Annotated in this window: 15 protein-coding genes and 3 pseudogenes; 7 read left to right on the plus strand and 11 right to left on the minus strand. The window is 68.0% G+C overall.

What is annotated here, in order from left to right; all coding sequences use genetic code 11:
* Positions 1 to 265: 265 nt before the first annotated feature.
* Entirely contained in the window at positions 266 to 679 is a 414-nt protein-coding gene (locus tag GCN81_RS18635) for a hypothetical protein (RefSeq protein WP_156724781.1), read from the minus strand.
* A 100-nt stretch (positions 680 to 779) separates the two neighbouring features.
* Here GCN81_RS18635 and GCN81_RS18640 point away from each other — a divergent pair.
* Positions 780 to 1,545, plus strand: a pseudogene (locus tag GCN81_RS18640) (transposase).
* A gap of 420 nt (positions 1,546 to 1,965) precedes the next feature.
* Positions 1,966 to 2,367, plus strand: a complete 402-nt coding sequence (locus tag GCN81_RS18645; protein WP_156724780.1) for an HD domain-containing protein — start codon at positions 1,966 to 1,968, stop codon at positions 2,365 to 2,367.
* Between the two features lie 67 nt (positions 2,368 to 2,434).
* Here the strand turns inward: GCN81_RS18645 and GCN81_RS18650 are convergent, their stop codons facing one another.
* The gene (locus tag GCN81_RS18650) at positions 2,435 to 5,089 is read right to left on the minus strand and encodes a tetratricopeptide repeat protein (protein WP_156724779.1); all 2,655 of its coding nucleotides are present in this window, start codon (positions 5,087 to 5,089) and stop codon (positions 2,435 to 2,437) included.
* Positions 5,090 to 5,207: 118 nt separating this feature from the next.
* On the opposite strand from GCN81_RS18650, the gene GCN81_RS18655 reads away from it, so the two are divergent.
* Together GCN81_RS18655 and GCN81_RS18660 are read left to right on the plus strand one after the other, a co-directional pair.
* Entirely contained in the window at positions 5,208 to 5,414 is a 207-nt protein-coding gene (locus tag GCN81_RS18655; RefSeq protein ID WP_156724778.1) for a hypothetical protein, read from the plus strand.
* 443 nt (positions 5,415 to 5,857) lie between these two features.
* Positions 5,858 to 6,313, plus strand: a complete 456-nt coding sequence (locus GCN81_RS18660) for a transposase (RefSeq protein WP_156724777.1) — start codon at positions 5,858 to 5,860, stop codon at positions 6,311 to 6,313.
* Between the two features lie 125 nt (positions 6,314 to 6,438).
* On the opposite strand, the gene GCN81_RS31915 is transcribed toward GCN81_RS18660, so the two are convergent.
* Both GCN81_RS31915 and GCN81_RS33005 read right to left on the minus strand, forming a co-directional pair.
* Positions 6,439 to 6,681 carry a serine hydrolase gene (locus GCN81_RS31915; RefSeq protein WP_197287618.1) on the minus strand — a complete coding sequence of 81 codons (243 nt, stop codon included), beginning with the start codon at positions 6,679 to 6,681 and terminating at the stop codon, positions 6,439 to 6,441.
* 35 nt (positions 6,682 to 6,716) lie between these two features.
* Positions 6,717 to 6,974 carry a hypothetical protein gene (locus GCN81_RS33005; RefSeq protein WP_407697988.1) on the minus strand — a complete coding sequence of 86 codons (258 nt, stop codon included), beginning with the start codon at positions 6,972 to 6,974 and terminating at the stop codon, positions 6,717 to 6,719.
* Between GCN81_RS33005 and GCN81_RS32445 the strand changes: the two genes are divergently transcribed.
* Positions 6,960 to 7,112: a hypothetical protein gene (locus tag GCN81_RS32445; RefSeq protein ID WP_231626694.1), complete on the plus strand. Its 153-nt coding sequence runs from the start codon at positions 6,960 to 6,962 to the stop codon at positions 7,110 to 7,112. The genes GCN81_RS33005 and GCN81_RS32445 overlap by 15 nt on opposite strands.
* 111 nt (positions 7,113 to 7,223) lie before the next feature.
* Here the strand turns inward: GCN81_RS32445 and GCN81_RS18675 are convergent, their stop codons facing one another.
* The 3 genes from GCN81_RS18675 to GCN81_RS18685 all read right to left on the minus strand — a co-directional run bounded on the left by GCN81_RS18675 (position 7,224) and on the right by GCN81_RS18685 (position 9,153).
* Positions 7,224 to 7,586: a molybdenum ABC transporter substrate-binding protein gene (locus tag GCN81_RS18675; RefSeq protein WP_156724775.1), complete on the minus strand. Its 363-nt coding sequence runs from the start codon at positions 7,584 to 7,586 to the stop codon at positions 7,224 to 7,226.
* Positions 7,587 to 7,691: 105 nt separating this feature from the next.
* Positions 7,692 to 8,408 carry an adenylate/guanylate cyclase gene (locus GCN81_RS18680; protein ID WP_156724774.1) on the minus strand — a complete coding sequence of 239 codons (717 nt, stop codon included), beginning with the start codon at positions 8,406 to 8,408 and terminating at the stop codon, positions 7,692 to 7,694.
* Positions 8,409 to 8,481: 73 nt separating this feature from the next.
* Positions 8,482 to 9,153 (minus strand): hypothetical protein, encoded by a 672-nt coding sequence (locus GCN81_RS18685; RefSeq protein ID WP_156724773.1) that lies wholly within the window; start codon positions 9,151 to 9,153, stop codon positions 8,482 to 8,484.
* Between the two features lie 111 nt (positions 9,154 to 9,264).
* Here GCN81_RS18685 and GCN81_RS18690 point away from each other — a divergent pair, with 111 nt between their 5' ends.
* Positions 9,265 to 9,942 carry a Crp/Fnr family transcriptional regulator gene (locus tag GCN81_RS18690; RefSeq protein WP_156724772.1) on the plus strand — a complete coding sequence of 226 codons (678 nt, stop codon included), beginning with the start codon at positions 9,265 to 9,267 and terminating at the stop codon, positions 9,940 to 9,942.
* Positions 9,943 to 10,040: 98 nt separating this feature from the next.
* On the opposite strand, the gene GCN81_RS18695 is transcribed toward GCN81_RS18690, so the two are convergent.
* Positions 10,041 to 10,517: a transposase gene (locus tag GCN81_RS18695; RefSeq protein WP_231626693.1), complete on the minus strand. Its 477-nt coding sequence runs from the start codon at positions 10,515 to 10,517 to the stop codon at positions 10,041 to 10,043.
* A gap of 364 nt (positions 10,518 to 10,881) precedes the next feature.
* Positions 10,882 to 11,535: pseudogene (locus GCN81_RS18700) on the minus strand (amino acid--tRNA ligase-related protein); the annotation flags it as partial.
* Between the two features lie 480 nt (positions 11,536 to 12,015).
* Between GCN81_RS18700 and GCN81_RS33010 the strand changes: the two are divergent.
* Positions 12,016 to 12,249: pseudogene (locus tag GCN81_RS33010) on the plus strand (effector-associated constant component EACC1); the annotation flags it as partial.
* A gap of 611 nt (positions 12,250 to 12,860) precedes the next feature.
* On the opposite strand, the gene GCN81_RS18705 reads toward GCN81_RS33010, so the two are convergent.
* Both GCN81_RS18705 and GCN81_RS18710 read right to left on the minus strand, forming a co-directional pair.
* Positions 12,861 to 13,403, minus strand: a complete 543-nt coding sequence (locus GCN81_RS18705) for a restriction endonuclease (RefSeq protein WP_156724770.1) — start codon at positions 13,401 to 13,403, stop codon at positions 12,861 to 12,863.
* Entirely contained in the window at positions 13,400 to 14,314 is a 915-nt protein-coding gene (locus GCN81_RS18710) for a hypothetical protein (RefSeq protein ID WP_156724769.1), read from the minus strand. Before GCN81_RS18710 ends, GCN81_RS18705 begins: the two co-directional genes overlap by 4 nt.
* Positions 14,315 to 14,320: the final 6 nt, after the last annotated feature.

Below are 14,320 nucleotides of genomic sequence, written 5' to 3' on the forward strand. Positions count from 1 at the left end.
TTGCTGAGTCTCACTTTGATGTCCGGCGAAGTTCTCAGCTCGACGTCATATGTTCCGCTGTTGCTGCAGCCCTTGTCACGTGCTCATTTGCTGATCCTCGGCAGAATCAAGGGCGGCAGCCGGTGAGAAGTTGATGTGACGTCAGATGGGAAACTGCAGGACATTGAAGTGAGAATGCCGATAGTTAACCCTACTTGACCTGCAGGTTCTTCCAGCTGGGCGGAATTCGGCTAAGTGCTGTCTCGTAATCCCACGAGGCTGAGGGTCATGCCGTGTCCGGATCGGCGCCGATGGCGCCGGCCGAGCGAAGCGAACGCCCGAGGTCTCCGGTGAGGATGCGGGGGTGGCGCCGCCACCACCACAGGTCGGGGCCGGGCAGCCTGTGGAACTGATCGAGTGCTTGGCCGTCGTCGTCGATGGTCGCGGCCTTGTATTGGGCGTCCAGGGCTTTGATCCGCGGGGTCCAGAGCTGGACGACGTGTTCGTCCAGCAGGAGCCACGCTTCGTGCAGCCAGTTTCGGCAGTAGAGGTCGTTGGTGTACTCGTAGATGTCGTCGCCGTAGCCGCGCTCGATGACGCTCACCAGGGCAGCCCACGCGTTCACCCTTTGGGTGACCGTGAATGTCGTCCGCCAGCCGCGCTGGTGCAACAGCTCTCCCACCTCGGTTTCAGTAGCCACGGGCGTGAGGCTCTCATGCCGAATCCGTCCGGGCGACCGAGATGTGTCCCGTCAGAGGCTGGCGTGCCCCGCAGCATGATCAAGATGAGACGATCTCGCCGTGGCTGGTGTGATCACGGCGTCGGAGCCGTCCTGGATAGCCCCGTTCAGCGGGCTGAGCGCGAGGCAGTTCGGGAAGCTGGTGACCGTTCTGCGGCGCCAGGGTGCGGACGCCGCCCGCAAGGGCCGGCCGTGGCGCCCTTCTCTGGAGGACCGGGCCCTGCTGTGGCCTACTGGCGCACGAACCTGACCATGCGGCAACTCGCCCCGCTGTTCGGGGTGTCCAAGTCGGCGGCGGACCGCATCATTGACCACCTCGGGCCGATGCTCGCGCTTCAGCCCCGCAAGAGGTTCGCCAGGGACACCGTGCTCATCGTGGACGGCACCCTGGTCCCCACCCGCGACCACACCATTGCCGAGCGGTCGAAGAACTACCGGTACTCCACCAACCACCAGGTCGTCATCGACGCCGACACCCGCCTGGTCGTCGTGGTCGGCCGGCCGCTCGCCGGGAACCGCAACGACTGCAAGGCATGGGAGGAGTCCGGCGCCAAGGCCGTCGTCGGCAAGACTATGACGATCGCCGACGGCGGCTACCCGGGCACCGGACTCGTCATCCCGCACCGCCGCGAGCGCGGCCAGGCCGGACTCCCGGACTGGAAAGAGGAACACAACAAGTCCCACGAGCAGGTCCGAGCCCGCGTCGAGCACGCCTTCGCCCGCATGAAGACATGGAAGATCCTCCGCGACTGCCGCCTCAAAGGCGACGGCGTCCATCACGCCATGCTCGGCTCGCCCGGATGCACAGCCTCGCCCTCGCCGGATAAGCGAGCGGGCCGCACAGCGGCCAACCATGCCCGAGGCAACCCGAAGATCATTTACGGGACAGCACTTCGATGCCGGTCTGCCTCTTCTGCGCTGAGTCAACCCTGCGCGTGCGGGGCGGAGATGCCACTGAGACCACAGGCCTGATGCCGCCGTGAGTCATCCCTGCGCGTGCGGGGCGGAGTATACGGGCAGAACCTGCGGCTCCCGGGTGAGCAGGAGTCATCCCTGCCTGTGCTGGGCGGAGTACGCCTCCTGATCCGGCGGACGCGGCTCGGTCGAATCATCCCAGCGTGTGCGGGGTGGGCCGTGTGCGTCATCGGTGACGTGAAGTAAGTCTAGTGTACTGGTCGTTACGTGATCGATTGGTGCAGGTAAGCGCGAATGCGGCTGAAGGGGACTGTGGGTGGGGGTGGTTGAGGATGCGCGGTATCGACCTCGGGGCGTGGGCGGAGTTTGAGTCAGCGACTTGGACGTCGTATCCGCTGCTGTTCCGGATGCTGGATGACGCGGCGGATGCAGCGGTGCTGTGGGACAGGATCTTGAGCTCGTCGCAGCGTGCGGTGATCGGCGAAGGCCTGGGTGTGGGCGAGGAGCAGTCGCGGTCGCTGACGGTGTCACTGGCGGGCTTGCGGGAGCTGGGCAAGCTGGTGCCGGGCTTCCAACAGCGTGAGCGTGGCGCGTGGGAGCGGCTGGGCGAGGATCGCGTGGCCGGGGCGGGCCGTATCTCGCCGGTACCGGTGGAGGTAGACCCGTACTCGATGCACGTGGTGTTCGGTGTGCGAGATAGGCGATCAGGCGCCTGGACCAGTGCAGTGACGTAGTCCTTGAGTTCCTCGCCCGCCCCTCGATATGTCCGGCAGGGGCACAGCCTTGGTGGGGGGCTACGGTTCACGCGCCTTCGAAGCCGCCGAAGTCCGTCGCCCACCGCATGCGGTCCAGGGACAGTTCGGCACGGGCAGCTGCCTCTCCGGCCTGGTCCCCGAGCTGGTGGAAAAGGTCGGCAGCTGCCCTGAAGGAATCCAGCATCCCTGCCCGATCCTCCCCGTTCTTCTGCGCCAGGCCCCGCAGGCTCAGTGTCGTCGCCTGGCCGGCCTGGTCCCCCAGGTCCATGAAGACGGTCAGTGCCGAAGCATGGGCCTGCAGTGCCTCCTGTGCCTGTCCCTGGGCCAAGAGGGCCGCCCCCAGACCGTTCAGCGCGTTTGCAGTGCCCGGTGCGTCGCCCACGTCGCTGTAGCAGTCGCGGGCGCGCTCCAGCGCTGGCCGTGCCTCGTCCGGCCGCCTGCTGGTGTTGAGGGTGAGCCCTGCGTTGAGCCAGGAACCTGCCTCAGCGTGGACGTCTCCGAGCTCGCCGTAGAGTGCGGCTGCGGCCCGATGCGCGACGACCGCCTTCGCCGGCTCCCGCATCTCCCGATGGCACGAACCCGCATTGTTGAGTACCTGGGCGTCGCCGTACCGGTCGCCTGCTTCGGCGAACAGTGTCCGGGCTCGCTCGTACGTCGCGAGCGCCTGGTGGAACTCGCGGATGCGACATTGGGCGAGCCCCAGGTTGTTGAGGGCTTGAGCCCGGCCGCGAATGTCGCCCGTTTCCTTGTACATGCCGGCCGCCTCCCGGTGCTCACGTAGCGCCAGGGAGGCCTGGTGCGACTGCTGGTGGCACAGCCCGAGGTTGTTGAGCGCCTGCGCCTGACCGTGCAGGTCGTCCGCCTGCCTGAACAGTTCCAGAGCGCGCTCATGGTTTGCCACTGCCTGAGAGACGTCGCCCGCCTGACGTAGGGCGAGGCCGGTGAAATTGAGGGCCTGGGCCTCTTGGAGTACCGCGCCGCAGGCGCGGAACGCTGACGCTGCCTGCGTGCCCGTCGTGATCCAGTCGTCGTAGTGACGCCCCCGATCGAAGAAAGCGCCCAGAGCCAAGGCCAGGTATCCGTACGCCGCACTGTCCTGCGGCGCGCTGAGTGACGCCGCGACCAGATTCGCCCTTTCCGTCTCCAGCCAGGCCATCGCCTGCCGTCGGTCCGCGAAGCCCGCGGTCGGAGGGACGAGCTGCTGGGGCAACTGGGCGACGGCGGCGCGGGTCGTGCGCAGGTAGTGGCCTAGCAGGCGCTCGCGGGCGGCATCCCTCCCGTCCGCGGCCGCACACGCGATCCCGTGCTCCTCAGCGTGCAGTCGCAGCAGATCGTGCATGCGCCAGCGGCCCCACACCGTGGAAGGCTCCGCAAGGTGCGCCCGCACCAGATCCTGCAGGGCGCGCTCCGCATCGTGGGCGTCGGTGGCGTCCAACAGGCTCATGGCCGCTGCGGTGGAGAGCTCCGGGCCGGGATTGAGCGACAGCAACCGGAACAGCTTCGCCTGCTCCGCGGTGAGCGCGCGGTAGGAGAGTTCGAAGGCGGCGGTGACGGTCTGGTCCGCATGGCTCAACCGTTCGAGCCTGGTCCGTGCGTCCTGTAGGGCCGCGGCCAGAGCAGAAAGCGGGCGACGCGCGGTGTCGACGAGCAGCCCCGAGACGATGTGAAGCGCCAGCGGCAGCCCACCGCACAGCTCGGTCATCGCGCGGGCCGCGTCGATCTCGTCATCGACCCGGGTGTCCTCGTCCCCACATGCCTGGCGCAGTGTTGCCCGGAGCAGCTCGAGTGAGGCGGCGGCTGTCAGGGAGCCGAGCTCGTGTACACGGGCGCCGATGGCCAAAGTGGTGCGTGAGGTCACCAGGACGGGGGTGGCTCCATCACCCGGCAGCAGCGGCCGGACCTGCGACTCGTTGCTGGCGTTGTCGAGAACCAGCAGGGTCCGCAGCCCGCCCGCGGTCCGTTGCGCCAGGAGCATACGCAGAAGGGCGGATCGTGCTGCGACGCCAGGGGGAACGGCCTCACCGACGACGCCCAAGGCCCTGAGAAAGGTGTCCAGGACATCGGTGGCGACGGCCTGCTGCGCAGCCACCGGGTCGTAGCCGTTCAGGTCGGCATACAGCACGCCACCGGGACACCAGCCGGGTGCGGCCAGCGCCCGGCCTGCGACCTGGAGGACCAGTTCGGTCTTGCCCACGCCGCCCATGCCGACGACCATCTGGACCCGTGCTGCCTGACGTTCGTCCTTGGCAGAGGGGGTGAGCGGCGCTAGAAGCGTACGCACCTCCTCCTCGCGGCCGACGAACGTCTCGGCGGTCCGGGGCAGAGCCGCCAGGGCCCGAAGGGACGCGAAGGCATCTGGTTCGGGGTCAGCTTCGGGGTCCTCGACGCATGCCGTCGGGCCACGGGAGGCGTTCCGGGTGCTGAAGGCCTTCGCTGCCGTACGGCGCAGCGTGAGGAGCTCGCCGACGGGTAGCCTCAGCTCGCGGGCCAGCGCGGCCACGGTGTGCTCCAAGGGCAGCGGACCCTCGGGGTCGAGCGCCGAGTGGAGAGTCGTGCGCGATATGCCGGCCAGATCGGCCAGCTGCTTCTTGCTCGACAGCGCGGAGGAGGCCTGGGCGTTGGCCAGCCGGTCGGCCAGCCTCCGGCGGAACACCCCGTAGTCACCGGCGTCTGGACCTCCCTCTTCTGGCGTCTCAGGCATCGTTCCCCCGCGTTGTCACGTGTTCGGCCGTGTCCATTCTCGTCCGGGTGAACCCCGCTGAACACTGATTCCGGGAGCTTAGATCACGTCAACACCCCGCCATCACAGGGAGATTGTCGTGGATCTCGTTGTCGTTCTGCTGGTCACCGTGCTCGTGGTGATCGTCGCGCTGCTGGCCGGGGCCGGTGCAGGCAAGCTCGCCCGCCTGGACGGCGCCACCTACCCTGCCGCCCTCACCCGGGCCGCCGTGGCCTTTACTGCGGTGCTCACCCTCGCCGCCGCCGTGACCGCCGCCTACGCGGCCCTCGCCGCCCTGGTCGCTTGAACGGACCCGCACCTCGGGACGAGCGGCCGCGGGCCTTCCAGCCCGGTGTGGGGGTCGGGCACCGTGCTGCAGGGTCGGCGCGCCTCCGCCGGTACGCTCGGTGAGCTTGCGTGGGACTGCGTGCCCATTGTTGGCAATCGTCCCTGCGTGTGCGGGGCGGAGCGCCGAGCTCATGTGTGGCTGGGCAGCAACTGAGTGTCATCCCTGCGCGTGCGGGGCGGAGAGGGCGAAAAGGGGCCCTGGTTCCGCCGCCTGGGTGTCATCCCTGCGCGTGCGGGGCGGAGACTTGCTGAGCTGGGACGCTATCAGAGCCCCCCGCAGTTTTGCCTGTCCGCAAGACTGGTTTGCGTGGTTGATTTTGGTCATGGCGGGTGAGATCGGTGCGCTAGCGGATTGGCCCTGGCCGCCGGGGGAGTGGCGTTGTGGCCCATCAGGACGGGCTGATGGCGCTCGTTGAGATTCAGAAAGCGCCATCAGCGTATCCGGTTACCCAGCACAGCAGGCCCGCCATCGTCGCCCAGTTCGCCTCCACCGACTGCCGGGCCTGCCCGTCAAGGACGCACTGCACCTCCTCCCGGAGGGGCAGTCGGATACTCACCCTGCGGCCGAAAGAGCTGCACGAGATCCAGACTGCCGCCCGCGCCGAGCAGAAGACCCGGACCTGGCGGGACAAGTACGAACTGCGCGCCGGGGTCGAGAGCACGATCAACCAGGCCCTGGACATGACCGGAATCCGCCGCGCCTGCTACCGAAGACTGGCCAAGGTCCGCCTCCAGCACCTCTTCTCCGCCACCGCCCTGAACGTCATCCGCCTCGACGACGACTACTGGAGCACCACCCCGCTCAGCAGACCCCGGACCAGCAGACTCGAACACCTTGCCTACATACTCACAGCCTGACCGGCGACCGCTCGGAATTGGGCAACGGAGTCGTGCCGTTCCACCCGCTGGCGCCGGTCCGTGCTCGGCACCCGCTCGTCGATCGCGGCGACCACCTCCGGTGTGGGCGAGGGACTGCCGTGCGGTCAGCCGGCCCACCGGGCTCGCGGCGGAGAGCTCGGGCAGGTACGTGCCGATCGGGGCATCGAGGTCGAGGCGCCCGTCGGCTGCAGCAGTTGCACGGCCAGCGCGGTCACCGGCTTGGTCAAGGAGGCGATGGGAAACGCGGTGTCCGCAGTGATCGGCAGGCCGCTCCCGGCTACCCGCTCACCTGCCTCGACGACGGTCAGCCGCCCCGAGTAGCGCACGGCGAGCTGCGCGCCCGGCACCCGGTGCGTGCGCGCCAGCTCGGCGAGACGGGCGGTCAGGAACTCGTCGCTGATGGCCGGGCCCGTGGTGTCGGTCGCCGCCGTGTTCCCGGGGACGACCGCTTCGGGCGCACGCTGTGGGGCGCAGCTGGCTCGGCCACCGGTGGCTGCCCGGACACGGGTGCGTCCGCGGTGGCCGCGGTACGCACGGCCACCGCCGCCAGGCGTTCGATGGTCGGGTGCGAGAACAGGTCCCTCGGCACGATGGACCACCCGGCGCGCCGGGCGCGGTAGGCCACTTGGACACAGAGCACCGAGCCCCCGCCCAGCTCGAAGAAGTCGCCGTCCCGTTCCGGCCCGCCGACTGGCGCGACCACTACGGTCCGGCCTGGGACCGGCTGGATGCCGCCCGCCGCCGCTACGACCCGGATGGCATCCTGGTACCGGGCTAGGGCATCTTCCCCTGACGCAGGCCGTACCCGTCCCGGGAGGCCGTCGGTCGACTGCGGCTCCGCAGATACGTTCCGATACGCCCCCGTCCAGGGGAGCCCTGGAGTCGGAGGTCAGCGCAGAAGCCCGACCAGGGGCAGAGGTGCGCCACAGAGGTCGGCGATGCGCGTGCTGGCCTTCCGCAGTGCGAGGCTGGTCGTGGTGTGCGAGTCGGATATCCCGTCGAGTTTCTCGGCGTCCGCGGAGAGATCCTCCGGTCCTTCATATCTGTCGGCCAGGTCGGCGAGCGTACCCGCCTTACGGAACACCGCATTGTCGATGACCCGGAACTGCCGCAGTTCGCTGCCCAGCTCCTCGTAGCCCCGGCAGACGTCGGCCCTCGTTGCCGGCTCCTTGTCGATGAGGCAGCCGTCCACGAACGAGTAGATCAGGAAGCCCGCTCCGGCACAGAGCGACAACCGACGTAATAGTGCCATCGCATAACTCCTTCGTCATGAGTGGATACCGTCCCCAGCCGCTCTGCCAGACCGCGGCGCGTGCTGCCGGAGCGGAACGGATGTGCTCCGCCCGCGCGGCGGAACTCAGCGGCGCCGCCACCATTTCCCAGCGCCGCGCGCCACGGAGATGCCGTGCCCCGCGATCATGGAGCGCGACATCGAGAAGTCGCCGTCGGCGTGGACGGATACCCCTGCCGTCGCCGCGCGCCGCTCGCCCTCGCTGTCGCTTCGAGCCGCTGCTTCCCGTGCCACGCCGGGAGCAGTTGCCGGGTCTCCCGGTACGTTCAGCCATGCGCGCGCTTCGGTCTCCTTGACCAGCACCTCGACCTCGCAGAACGACTCGGCGTCGATCGCGGGCTGGGCGCCTCGTACCACGGTGTCGTAGACCGCGTCCGACACCAGCAGCGCGACGTCGCTCCTGGCGCTGTCGAGAGCCCGGCGCAGCGGGGCGCTGTCACAGAGCCGGAAGACATGGTTCACGGCGGTCCCCGCGACGCCGTGAGCATCGCGGTGCACCTGGCCGATGTGGGCGGCGACACGGAGCCGCAGCAGCGGATCGCTGCGTCGGCGCCCGCCCAGTGCGCGGTCGAGGCGCAGCAGGATCTCGCCCAGGACCATCCGCTTGGGGAGTTCCGGCGGTATGACGATCAATACGCCGTCTCCCCGGTCCTCGTGCGGGCACGCGTCCCACACCGCCCTTGTGAAGGCGGCACGCAGTTCTCGGTACAGGTCTTCCCGGGTGCGGAGTTGTTCGTGATCCGAGCGGCCCCCGAATGACTCAACGTCGACGAAGAGCAGCATGACGTGTTCCGGGATGCGTGTCCGGTCACGGCTCCTTGCGGGGCCCGGGCCAGGGCCGGTCGGGGTCGCGGCGTCAGCTCGACGGAACGGGAAAGCCACCGAAGCTCCGTTCACCGTTGTGGTCGTCGACCACGACCAGGAAGGCACCGCCGGACAGCCCGATCAGCATGTAGGAGGAGTTGTCCACTCTCCAGCGTCCGTTGGTCCACGCCAGGTGCAGGGGATACTGGGGCTCGCCTTTCCAGCCCAGCATCGCCTGTGCACCGCCCTGCCGTTCCCGGGCGTCACCGATCGTCACGTTCTCGACCTGGGCCCGGTTCTCGGGGGACCGTTGGTCGAACTCTCCCCGCATGAGGCCCGCACACGAGCGGTCGCTCGGTTGAGCTATCTCGCACCAGGCCTCGGCGTCGCCCGTGCGCTCGGCCTTCCGTAGCTGTTCAACCGTGTGCGAGGCCCCGGTCAGTCCCTTCTCGTTCACGACGGACGTATCGACCCCGTCGGCCGACGAAGTCTCGGAGCCGAGCAGGAGATATCCGCCGTACGTCAGGGTCACCGCCGCCGCCAGCACGGCTGACCGGACGGGATTCCGGCGGATATGCGTGACGGACACGCTTCCGGCGGCGATGATCGAGTCCCTGATCCGGGTGGTGTTTCCGCTTACGCTGACGGACCTGTTGCCGCTTCCGTCCCGCTGCGAGTGCCCCGTGCGGGTGCCGGGAGGAACTGGTCTCGGGTGATCGGACATGCGTTGCTCCTGAGCTCCTTCGTGCAAGTCCCCATAGGGAATCAGCCAGTTCCCCGCCACAACATTGCATCTGCTCTATAGGGGGCCGTATTCCTGGCAACCTCTGGCTCCGTGACGACCACGACGTTCTGGGAAGGTCTCAGCGAGGGCGAGCAAGGAGAACTGACCCGGATCGGTCGCACCAAGCGGTGGTACCAGCCGGGTCAGCACCTCTTCACGCAATCGATTCGCGGCGAGGAGGCCATCGTGCTCACCAGCGGCAGTTGCCGGGTCGTCGGCCACAACCGGGATGGCAGCGGCAGCTATCTGGGGGCGCGCACCAAGGGCGACATCGTCGGAGAGATGGCGATGCTCAGGTCGGAGAGCAGGACCGCGACGGTCGTCGCCCTGACTCCGGTGCGGGTACGCGTGCTCAGCAAAAGCGCATTCGCGTCGGCGCTGTCCCAGCACCCCGGAATCGCGCTCAATCTCCTCCGGATACTTGCCGACCGGCTGGAGGAAGCCGACGGTTTCCGGGCCGATCTGGCCGGAGCGGCGACCGCGGACGTCCGCCTCAGCCGGATGCTGCTACGGGTGGTGGCAGCAGAGGGCACAGCGACCCATGCGGGCATCGTGCTGGAGCGTGTCTCTCAGCGAGAGCTCGCCGACTGGTGCGGAATGAGTCTTGCGTCCGCCGGGCGCAGTCTCCGGAAGCTCCAGGAGCGGAGAATCCTCGACGAGGTCCGGAAGCGGGAGCGCATCGTCGTATGCGACATGCCCGCGCTGCGGGACCACGCGTTTCCGCCGTGACCGTCCGGCCGGGCGGCAGGCAGGGCGGTCCGCCCGGTGCACCGGGCGGACCGCCGGATCCTCTCGACCGTAACCGCCCCTCGACGAGTCCGGCGTCCTCACACTTCGACGCGAGCTTCTCGCTGCAGATCTGGTCGATCGTGTACATGCCGGCGCGTCAGCAGGCCGAGGGTGTCGACCACGACGTGCCGCTTCCGGCCGTTGACCAGCTTGCCGCCGTCGAAGCCACGGCTGTCGGAGCCGACGACGGCGTCCGCCTTGACGGACTGCGAGTCGATCACACCCGCACTCGGCTCCGTGTCGCGGCCCAGCCTCTCGCGGACCCTGGCGCGCAGCCGGTCGTGGAACTCCCTGACCAGGGCATGGTCGCGCCAGCGGCGGAAAAACGCGTAGACCCGGTCCCACGGCGGGAAGTCCACCGGCATCGCCCGCCACTTGATGCCATTGTCGACGAGGTAGCGGATCGCATCGAGTATCACCCGGTGGCAGTACACCTCCGGCTGCCCGCCCCGGCCGCGCATCCAGCCCGGCACAGGCAGCAGTGGCCGGACCACGGCCCATTCCACGTCCGTCATGTCCGAGGGATACCGCCGAACACGTTCCGGGTGATCGGCTGCGTTTCCGAACCGGCGAGCGACACAATCACACGTCGGTGCAGCCGAGTTGAACTCCACCGGCGCGAGCACGTACAACTGCGGCAACAGGGTCTCCTGGATCTCGGTTGGCTTCGCAACCCCGAGCTACCAAGAGGCCCTGCCTTCATGCCCGCAGCCGGCGGCAACCACCCGATCGAGCACCCCGTTCGACATGCAGCCCTCAAGATCGGAACGACAACAGCTACTCAGTCAATCTGAGAATTGCCGAGCGGTGGCACCCGCCCGCCGGCACGGGCCGTGGCCCTGCGCACCAGGTGTGCGCGGGGCCACGGCCTCCGGCCGGTCAGGGCAGGATGTTTGCGCCGTTGAAGCGCAGCAGCAGGGCGAGGTCACGGATGTCGTCGTGCTGGGTCGCCCAGAGCAGGAACCGCTCGACGCCGAGCCCGAAGCCGGAGGTTCGCATCGGGTGGCGCTCGTTCATGGTGACGTACCACTCGTAGGCGTCCTCGGGAACCTCGTGCAGGTCGAGGGCGCGGCGCAGGTCGGCGACGTCGGTGTGGCGCTCGCCCGCGCCGACCGTCTCGCCGACGCCGAACAGCAGGTCGGCGCTCAGCGCCTTGGTCGGGTCCTGCGGGTCGAAGGCCTGGTAGAAGGGCACGCTCAGGTGGTCGGGGTGGGTCAGCCAGACGTACCCGCCGAACTTGTCCATCAGGACACGCTCGCCCTCGCGGGTGAGGCTCCGGCAGCCGGGCTCCAGCTCCTTGACGGCTCCGGGCAGGTCCTTCAGGATCCCGTAGGCCTCCTCGAAGGCGATCCGGGGCAGCGGGCCGCTGCCGGCCAGCCCCTCCAGGTGCCGCACCGTCCCGGCCATCCCGGTCACAGCCTCGCGGCCGTGGGTGAGCAGGGCTCCGGCCAGGTGCCGCAGATAGGCCTCGACCACCTCCATCATGTCGTCGAGGCCGCCCGCTATCTCCGCCTCACTGTGGAAGAACTGGTGTCGCGGCTCTCTTGGAGGTGAGCAGTCCTTACGTGCTGACCAGAGAGTTGCTCAGTCTTGGAGAGCGGAGTTCGGTAGAAGTTACCGTTAGGTAGGGTTGAGGGTGGGCCTCTGTAGGTTGGTTTGACCTGCGGTTTGTACGATGGTTCCGGGGGTCTGCTCAGCAGGAGCGTTGGTTGCTCAGGGGTAACGGGCCGCCGGTAGTGGCGGTCGAGGGGCGCTGGTATGAAGGCGCGGAGTCGGCCCAGGGCCGTGGCGTGATTTCTCTTCGTCGGGCCTGCGCCGAACCAGGCGGGCCCGCCCCGTAGGGTGACTCCTCGTACCAGCCGGGGGTAGTCCTGGGCATTAGATGCGCGCAACAGGGGGAGTACGCGCTGCACGGCACCCAGGACACCGGGGCGACGGATGCTCAGATCAGGTTCGACTCGGCTACTGAACTCGACGATCACCTGGCGCTGATCGGGGGTCCGCGGTGAACGCGCCCCCCAGGGGCGCGTGCACGTCGTGCCCGTCACACCCGCGGAGAACGAGCTTGGTGCCGGTCTCGAACTGCTCACGGTGTCCCTCGCCGACGGTATCGCCACCGTCTTGGCCGGTTCCCTCGCCACTTGGTTGCAGAACAGCCGTACCCGACCAAGATCCGCATCTCCATTACCCGGGCCGACTGCACCCTGGAAGTCGAGACCGGTGACGCCTCTGAGGCCGAGGCGCTGATCCGGCTGGGTACGCCTGGGTGCTCGGCAGACGGGCAATGGCGAACGAGGCGCTCGGCCACCGGGCGCAGGCCCAGGCAGACCTCGACCGGGTCCCCGCTGCGCCCGAGGGGCGAGGCCAGGAAACCGTTTCAGTCGTCTTCCGGGACGGCGCGGGGGTGCCGGGCGCTGTCCAGGGCGGCCAGCGTGCTTATCGAGGTCGCTTCGCTGCCGCCGGTGAGTCCATGACCTCGGCAGCGCGGCGATGGTTCCCCCTCCCGCAGTCCGGGCCGTCGCCGCCACGTGCACAACCTTGCTCTCGCCGGGCGACCAGAACAGTCCCGAAGGACGCGGCCCTGACCCCCTGACCCGGCTGGCCCCGAGCAGAACGCTGTGGAAGCGCCCCAGACCTGTGAGTGCGTGACACCCGTCCCGGGCCGGATCGGCGGCGTCCACCCAGGGGGCTGCTCGGACGAGGGCAATGACGAGAAGCCCGCCACCTCAATTGATTGGCCGGAGCGACGGGGGCCTTTAGCGCAGTCTGAAACCAGAGGCTTCACGAGTACCAGGTGGAGAAACCCGCACTGAAGCCATCCGCGCCATACTTCCGCCGTCGCGGTTGCAGCCGGGTCTTCACGACACCCCGTAGATGGTGCCTGACACAGCCAGTTGCAGCCGCTTCTGTTTCAACAGCCGCACCAGATCGTCGGTGTCTGAGAGCTGTTCGATCTCGCTGCGGGTCACCACCAGAATCTCCCGCTTCTGCCCCAGGGCGCGAGCGAGGATCTGGTGCGCGGCACTGCGATCAACCGCCTCCCCAGTAATGCCGGCCGCGGCGACCAGGATTCCCAAGGGCCGGCCCCGTCCCTCCAGCTTCGAGCTGAAGAGTGTCACCTCCGCCGCCCCCACAGGCTTCGACCAGTTCTTGCACTCCACAAGAATGATCTTGTCGAACTGGCGCAGCCCCTTGGGATCACCCTCGTTCCAGAAGGCGATGTCGATCTCCTCAGATGAGAAGTAATCCAGCTGGTTGCGAACGGTCACACTGATTCCGGGGACGAGCTCGAAGAGATACGTGAGGAGATCCTCAAAGGCCTTGCCCCGTGCAGCGTTGCTGGCAGCCGTGTCGCCGGCGGTCAGGAACGCGGCGACACGGCCCCGGTCAATGGACGTCATGAGTACGCCCTGCCATGGACAGCACGGTTCCTCAGATCGCGCACGACCTCAGCGAAACTCGACGCCCGCATGCGTTCCAGCAGCGTCTCAAGCGAGATCGTCAGAACGGGAAAGGAAGGTACCCTCAGGGCCTCACGGAACTCGGCGTTCGTTGGCGGATCGAGGTAGACCAACAGGGCTGCGTTCATGCGGCTGCGCTGCAGCAGATGGAGAGTCTGCTCGACCGCGGAGCGTGACAGCGTGCGCTTCAGCTCGATGAGCAAAGGGTTGAGGGCGATGGCACCCAAGTCGTCCGACCACACCCCGAGATCGAGACGATCTCCGACCTTCGGGTCTGGATTTTCCACCGCCACCGCTCCACTGCCCTCCAGAGCGGCCTTCAGAACATCCACGGCCGTTCGCTCGAGACGCATGGGCTGCTCACGCAGCAGCTCCAGAAGCTCATTCACCTGCGTGCTGCCCAGCGCATGCTCTACTGCGGACGTCGCAGGCGTCACCCTGACAAGACGCCCCTCAGCCTGGGCAAGGGCGTAGGCGACTGCCTCGACGTCGTCCGGTCGAGCACGAATGGTGAGCAAACCATCGAGGTCGGGAGAAGTGTCCTGATCGGGATCGGCAATGACGATGACCCGCTTGCCCATCCCTACTGCGACTCCGGCCTCGAACAAGGTGCTCTGAGACTGATCAGGGTTACCCAGAACCACCAGCACCGTCTCCGCCTGCGCGATGGCCTGCCGCAGACTCTGGGCGATGCTTGCTCCCAGAGGCGCCACGTCGGAAAGAACATAAGGGTCCACACCGCGTCGCTTGAGCTCCCTCAGCAACGTGCGCAGATCTGTGGCAGCCGGCGCGGAGATGAACCAACGCGAGGTTGGCGCCGACGAATCCTCACGTGTCGCACCGTCATTCACCCGGGA

This window comes from Streptomyces apocyni (genome assembly GCF_009739465.1).
Lineage (GTDB): Bacteria > Actinomycetota > Actinomycetes > Streptomycetales > Streptomycetaceae > Streptomyces > Streptomyces apocyni.

Excerpts from the sequence above, each read along its gene's own strand:
- GCN81_RS18685 (WP_156724773.1), bottom strand. The coding sequence starts at position 9,153 with ATGTCCGATCACCCGAGACCAGTTCCTCCCGGCACCCGCACGGGGCAC.
- GCN81_RS18705 (WP_156724770.1), bottom strand. The coding sequence starts at position 13,403 with ATGACGTCCATTGACCGGGGCCGTGTCGCCGCGTTCCTGACCGCCGGC.
- GCN81_RS18680 (WP_156724774.1), bottom strand. The coding sequence starts at position 8,408 with ATGCTGCTCTTCGTCGACGTTGAGTCATTCGGGGGCCGCTCGGATCAC.
- GCN81_RS18650 (WP_156724779.1), bottom strand. The coding sequence starts at position 5,089 with ATGCCTGAGACGCCAGAAGAGGGAGGTCCAGACGCCGGTGACTACGGG.
- GCN81_RS18660 (WP_156724777.1), top strand. The coding sequence starts at position 5,858 with ATGGCGCTCGTTGAGATTCAGAAAGCGCCATCAGCGTATCCGGTTACC.
- GCN81_RS18695 (WP_231626693.1), bottom strand. The coding sequence starts at position 10,517 with ATGACGGACGTGGAATGGGCCGTGGTCCGGCCACTGCTGCCTGTGCCG.
- GCN81_RS18645 (WP_156724780.1), top strand. The coding sequence starts at position 1,966 with ATGCGCGGTATCGACCTCGGGGCGTGGGCGGAGTTTGAGTCAGCGACT.
- GCN81_RS18675 (WP_156724775.1), bottom strand. The coding sequence starts at position 7,586 with ATGGCACTATTACGTCGGTTGTCGCTCTGTGCCGGAGCGGGCTTCCTG.